Annotated in this window: 4 protein-coding genes; 1 reads left to right on the top strand and 3 read right to left on the bottom strand. The window is 71.0% G+C overall.

What is annotated here, in order from left to right:
- A partial coding sequence (locus tag GTY47_RS18635) for a GH32 C-terminal domain-containing protein (protein WP_010049265.1) occupies positions 1-1,908 on the top strand: 1,908 nt, incomplete at its 5' end.
- A gap of 146 nt (positions 1,909-2,054) precedes the next feature.
- On the opposite strand, the gene GTY47_RS18640 is transcribed toward GTY47_RS18635, so the two are convergent.
- The 3 genes from GTY47_RS18640 to GTY47_RS18650 all read right to left on the bottom strand — a co-directional run bounded on the left by GTY47_RS18640 (position 2,055) and on the right by GTY47_RS18650 (position 5,634).
- Positions 2,055-4,226: a hypothetical protein gene (locus tag GTY47_RS18640; RefSeq protein WP_010049267.1), complete on the bottom strand. Its 2,172-nt coding sequence runs from the start codon at positions 4,224-4,226 to the stop codon at positions 2,055-2,057.
- Between the two features lie 99 nt (positions 4,227-4,325).
- On the bottom strand, positions 4,326-4,628 hold the full coding sequence (locus GTY47_RS18645; protein ID WP_010049269.1) for a putative quinol monooxygenase: 303 nt from the start codon (positions 4,626-4,628) through the stop codon (positions 4,326-4,328).
- 25 nt (positions 4,629-4,653) lie between these two features.
- Positions 4,654-5,634, bottom strand: coding sequence for a carbohydrate kinase (locus GTY47_RS18650; protein ID WP_010049270.1), 981 nt, complete (start codon positions 5,632-5,634; stop codon positions 4,654-4,656).
- Between the last annotated feature and the right edge of the window lie 368 nt (positions 5,635-6,002).

The following is a 6,002-nucleotide window of genomic DNA, read 5'->3' on the forward strand; positions in this document are numbered from 1 at the left end:
GACTGGGAGCTGCAGAGCGAGTTCGGGCCGGCCGGTGCGACGGGTGGCGTGTGGGAGTGCCCCGACCTGTTCCCCCTCGCGGTCGACGGGGACCCGAAGAGGATCAAGTGGGTTCTGGTGGTCAACCTCAACCCCGGTGGCATCGCGGGTGGTTCGGCCGCCCAGTACTTCGTCGGGGACTTCGACGGCAAGAAGTTCACCCCTGAGGACAAGGGCACCTACACACCGCCCGCGGGCGACGTCGTGCAGGACTTCGAAGGCGCCGGCTTCGGGGACTGGACGGCGACCGGGACCGCGTTCGGCCAGGGGCCGGCAACCGGGACGCTGGACGGTCAGCAAGCCGTCTCGGGCTTCGACGGCAAGGGCCTCGCCAACAGCTTCCACGGCGGTGACGGCACCACCGGCTCCCTCACCTCCCCCTCCTTCACCGTGACCAGCCCGTACCTCAACTTCAAGACCGGTGGCGGGCGGCATCCGCACCAGGCCGGTACCGTCCTGGACGGCACCGCGCCCGAGGGCACGGTCCTCGCCGACTTCGAGGGCGGCGGCTACGGCGACTGGACGGCGACTGGGGACGCCTTCGGCACGGCACCGGCCACCGGCACACTCCCCGGACAGCAACAGGTTTCCGGATACCTGGGCAGCGGCCTGGTCAACACCTTCAGAAGCGGCGACTCCACCACCGGCACCCTCACCTCGCCCGAGTTCACCGTCGGCAAGAAGCACATCAACTTCCTCATCGGCGGCGGCAACCACCCGGCAGACGCGGCCAACCGCACCGCCGTCGAGCTCCTCGTGGACGGTCAGGTCGTGCGCAGCGCCACCGGGAAGGACTCCGAGGCACTCGACTGGGCCTCGTGGGACGTCGGCGACCTCGCCGGAAAGAAGGCGCGGATCAGGATCGTCGACGACAACACCGGCGGCTGGGGCCATGTCAACGCCGACCACATCGTCATGTCCGACACCCCGGTCCGGCGCGCCTCCCAGGAGACGTCCGTCAACCTGATCGTCGACGGCAAGGTCGTCCGCAGCGTGACCGGCACCGACAGTGAGGCCATGGACTGGGCGTCCTTCGACATGCGCCCCTACGTCGGCAAGAAGGCGCAGATCCGGATCGTCGACACGCACACCGGAGGCTGGGGCCACGTACTGGCCGACCGGTTCACAGCCGCGGACAAGCCCGCCGAGTCCGTTCTGCAGCGCGCCGGCTGGGCCGACTACGGCAAGGACTACTACGCGGCCGTGTCCTGGGAGAACGCGCCGGGCGGCAAGCGCTACATGATCGGCTGGATGAACAACTGGGACTACGGCCAGTCCGTCCCCACCTCCCCGTGGCGCGGCGTGCAGAGCGTCCCGAGGGAGATGGCCCTGCGTACCCTCGACGGCCGGATCCGGCTGACCAGCAAGCCGGTGGGCAGCCTGGAGTCCCTGCGGCAGACGGAGCCGGCGACGGCGTCCGGTGTCAGCGTCAAGAGCACCTCGAAGTCCCTGACCGGCCTCGGGGCCAAGGGCAAGGCGCTCGACATCGAGGCGACCTTCTCCCTCAAGGACGCGGCTCGCTTCGGCCTGAAGGTGCGCACCGGTGCGGGCGGCGAGGAGACCGTCATCGGCTACGACACCGCCTCCCAGGAACTGTACGTCGACCGCAGCCGATCCGGCGCCGGGGACTTCAACAGCACCTTCCCCGGCGTGCAGAGCGCACCTCTGAAGGCCGAGAACGGCAAGGTCAGACTGCGGATCCTCGTCGACTGGTCGTCCGTGGAGGTCTTCGGCGGCCGCGGCGAGTCCGTGATCACCGACCAGATCTTCCCCTACCCCTCCAGCACCGGCGTCGAGGTGTTCGCCGAAGGAGGCACCGCCACCCTCGACAGCCTCCGCGCGTGGCGGCTGAAGTCCATCTGGCGCTGACGAGCGGTCGGCGTACGAAAGCCGGGAGGCGCCACGCGGGCGCCTCCCGGCCGGAGTCGAGGGCGAGGAGAGCGAAGGAACTCGAGTCAGTTGGAGTGAATGAGAAGGAAGCCCCTTCATGGCCTCGCCGTCGGCAACGCTAGCACTCAGGCCGGGATCAGGTCGCGCAGATTTTCGAGGGTGATGATCCGGGAGTCCGGGTGCAGCCCCTCGGGCCGTTCGAGACCGATGTACGTCACGGGCTCCTCAGGGACCGGCCCGCCGTCCCACAGGTCCACGGCCGTGGTGTCGTGGGACATCAGGTCGATCAGGTACCTCGTCGTCAGCTGCTCCCGCTCCACGAGGGCACGCACCGCCTTGGACACCGACACCTGGTTCTCCTCGACCCGGTTCGCCTCCGAGATGCCCTTCAGATACAGGTGCAGCCACTTCGCACTCCACCTGCCGTCGTCCCCGCGTCGGAAGACCAGAGGCAGTGCCACCCGGCCGACGCCACGCAGCTCCGACTTCATCCGCACCGTGCGCGGCTCGAACGGGCGGCCCTTCTGCGCACGGTCGCGCAGCATGAACCCGAAGAACGACTCCTCGGCCTCCTCGAAGCCCTCGCCGGCGTAGATGTTGACCTGCGGAACGATGAAGGTGCCGCGCACCCGGTCCAGGGACAGATCGATGAACTCCGAGGCCCCGTCGGGCGCCTCGGTGACATCGCCCGAGTGCCGGCCCCCCACGGTTTTGAGGGACGTGTAGGAGAGCCAGCAGTCGGTGCTGTAGTCGCTGTGCAGGAGCAGGGCCGACAGGTCGTAGTCGGTGCGGACCTCGGTCTGCTTCCAGTACACGAAGAAGCGCAGCAGTTCGCCGTCGACCCGCGAGAGCGAGCCCCGCGGCAGTACGCCGAACCCGGCCGTGGTCGCCCTGCCGCTGAGCGGGAGCGCCACGTCGAGGACTTCGGGGTCGAGCAGCAGCCGGCGCGGCGCCGGGAGGCGGCGGCGGACCTCCGCGTCGAGGGCGGCGATCAGGCGATCGCGGTCCGCGGCCGGCACCGGAAACCGGTCGTCGCGGGTCACCCAGGCGCGGCCGCGGCGGTTGACGAAGATGCGGGGCGCGTCGGTCTCCCGCTCCCGGTTGTGGAAGTGCTCGCGGACCGAGAGGACGACCCGGCCGGAGACCTCGGGAGCGACCTCCATCGCGGCGGCCACCACCGCGTCCCGCTCCTCCTGGCCGGCGGCGACGCGCAGCAGGAGGTCCAGGGCGCGGAACAGCTTGCCGGGAGCGGACTTCAGCAGCTTCACCGCACCGGTGACGTCGTACTCGTCGAGCAGCTTCTCGACGCGGCTGTCGAAGGAACGGGCCTCCTTCTCGCCCCGCGCCACGGCGAACACCTCGGCGGCGTGCGGCCAGCGGGGGTACTCGTGCGGGTGGAGACGCTCGCCGAGGCGCTTGAAGGGCTCCCGGTACGCGTGCACGTCGGCGAGTTTCGCCGGGTTCGCCGCGACCACCGCGTCGAGGCCCGCGAGCAGCCCCCGGCGGACCGGCCGCGGCAGCGTCCGGAACCGGGTGGGTTCCTGGAGCGTCACGTCGCCGCCCGACAGGGCGCAGGCCAGTCGCAGCACGTCGGTGACGGTGTCCAGCAGGAGGCCGGCGCCCACACCGAGGCGGGCCTCGTTGACGACCGCCCGGTTCTCCCGGACGGGGATCGACTCCGGCTGGGGGCCGTCGGCGCAGCGTTCGGCGAGGATCCTGAGGTCGCGCAGGTGCTCCTCGCCCAGGGGCGTCGTGCTGCCCGCCAGGGCCAGGTAGAGGTCCGTGAGTTCGGCGTCCAGGTCCCGGCCGAGGTGCAGGACGGTCACCCGGTCGCCCGCCGAGGCGATCAGCTCGTCCTGCGCCGCGAGCATCTCCTCGTAGGTGTGCTGGTAGCGGCCGTACGTGGGGAGGCTGAGCAGGTTCAGGACCCCGCGCTTCAGCTGCGCCGCCACGTTCTCGCGCGAGGTGTCGTCGGCGAGCGCCTTCGCCACGCACCCCATCCAGAACTCCTCGGTGTCCGGCACGTTCGCCGGGAAGTCGATGAAGTAGGAGTTGTGCCGGACGTGGTCGCCCACCATCTCGCTCACGGTGGCCAGCGTTCGCCGGGCGGTGTGCACGACCGCGGCCTCGGACAGCCCCGACAGCCGCTCCAGCAGCTCGGCGGAGAGCTTGAAGCCCACGGAGGTCAGCGCCGCGTCGAACTGCCGGGCGGCGGTGGCGCCTTCCCCTGCGGATCCCCTGGGGAAGGGCAGGCGATGGGTGTGCCGGATGACCAGCGATTCGAAAGTGTGCGCCATTCGGGGATGGTCGCAGATGTGCGCGAGGCGACGCACCGGAGTTTTCCGCACGACGCCGCGCCCCGGGGCCTCCGGCGAGCGGGCCTCGGCCGGCACCCGTCAGGGACGCGTGGCCAGCGGATCGAGGAACGTCAGCACGGAGGCGTCCTCCTCGATCAGCGGAGTGAGCGCGGCGTTGAACGGGCCGCCGTACGGCGCGTTCAGGTGTGCCTGGAAGGCGTCCTCGTCCCGGTAGACCTCGAAGATCCAGTAGGCGCGGGGGCTGGCCGTCTTGGTGTAGACGTCGAAGGCCAGGTTGCCTTCCTCCTCGCGCACCTTCAGGGCGTACTCCTGGATCAGGCGGGCGACCTGGCCCTCCGCTCCCTCGCGGGCGGTGAACTCGGCGAGCAGGGTTTTCGTCATGGTCTTCCGTCCTTGCCGGTGGGGTTCAGCGGGTGGAGTCGAGGTGCCGGACCGCGCGGGCGCCCGGCGTGAGCCGCGGCAACTGGTCCTGCCAGGGCGGGTTCGGGCCGGCGACCGAGCAGGTCAGGGCCGCGACCCGCACGGCGAACAGGCAGGCCGCCTCGACGTCGGCGAGGCGCAGGTCCGTCAGTCTGCCGCCGAGGAGTTCGTGGGTGCCGAGGTGGTGCAGCAGGCCTGCCGTGAAGGAGTCCCCCGCACCGACCGTGTCGACGACCGGCGTCGCCACCGCCGGCACACGCACGCGCTCCCCGTCGAGTGAGGCCAGGGCTCCTTCCGCGCCGCGCGTGATCACCACGAGCCGGGCCCCCGCCGCGTGCCAGGTGTCGCACGCCTGCTCGGGCGGTGTTCCGGGCAGGAGGAGCTCCAAGTCGTCCTCGCTCAGCCGCAGCACGTCCGCGAGGCCGCACCAGTGCGCCAGCCGGGCGCGGTAGACCTCGGGGCGCACCAGGAGCGGGCGGACGTTGGGATCGATGCTGATGGTGGCCCGGGGAGCGGCCGCAACCAGGAAGTCCTCCACCACCGCCGCTCCCGGCTCCCTGACCAGGGCCAGCGAACCGGTGTGCACGCAGGCGGTGCCGGCCAGGTCCACCCCGGCCAGTTCCGCGCTCGTCCACTGCCAGTCGGCGGTGGCCTGGGCGTGGAAGGAGAACGCGGCCTGGCCCCGGGCGTCCAGTTCGGCGACGGCGAGCGTGCTGGGTTCGGCGGCCTGAACGGCGTGCGAGAGGTCCACGCCGGAAGCGGCGAGGTGGGCCCGGAACAGGCGGCCGAACACGTCGCCGGACAGCCGCGCGAGGAAGCGGGCAGAGGTGCCCAGGCGGGCCAGGGCCACCGCCGTGTTGGCCGGCCCGCCGCCCGGCAGGACGCGCAGGGCGAGTTCGTTCGGTGCGGGTGCGGGCTCGGTGAACGCGTCGGCGACGCACTCTCCGAGGACGGTGATCCGGCTCATGGGCTGCTCTTCTCTGGGACGCGCGGAGCGGAAACGGGCATGACCCGGGCACGCCGGTGTACGGCTTCGGGGCGGGGCAGCCGCCCAGGGGCGTTGCCGATTTGTGACGAGTGCAAGGCATTGACGTTGCCGGTGAGCGGAGTCCATCATCCTCGCCAAGCAGTGTCAACGATGACATCAGTCATCGTTGACATCGCGGGACGGCAGTCCTCGCTGCCGGCCACCCGCCCGACATCCCGCTGGAGCCGTTCATGTCACGCACCTCTCGTCTCCCCTCCTCCCTGCTCCGAGTCGCCGCGTGCACGGGCGTCGCGGCCCTCACCCTGACCGCCTGTGGATCCGGATCGGGATCGGGCAGCACGAGCACC

It is taken from the genome of Streptomyces sp. SID5464 (genome assembly GCF_009862985.1).
Lineage (GTDB): Bacteria > Actinomycetota > Actinomycetes > Streptomycetales > Streptomycetaceae > Streptomyces > Streptomyces chartreusis_D.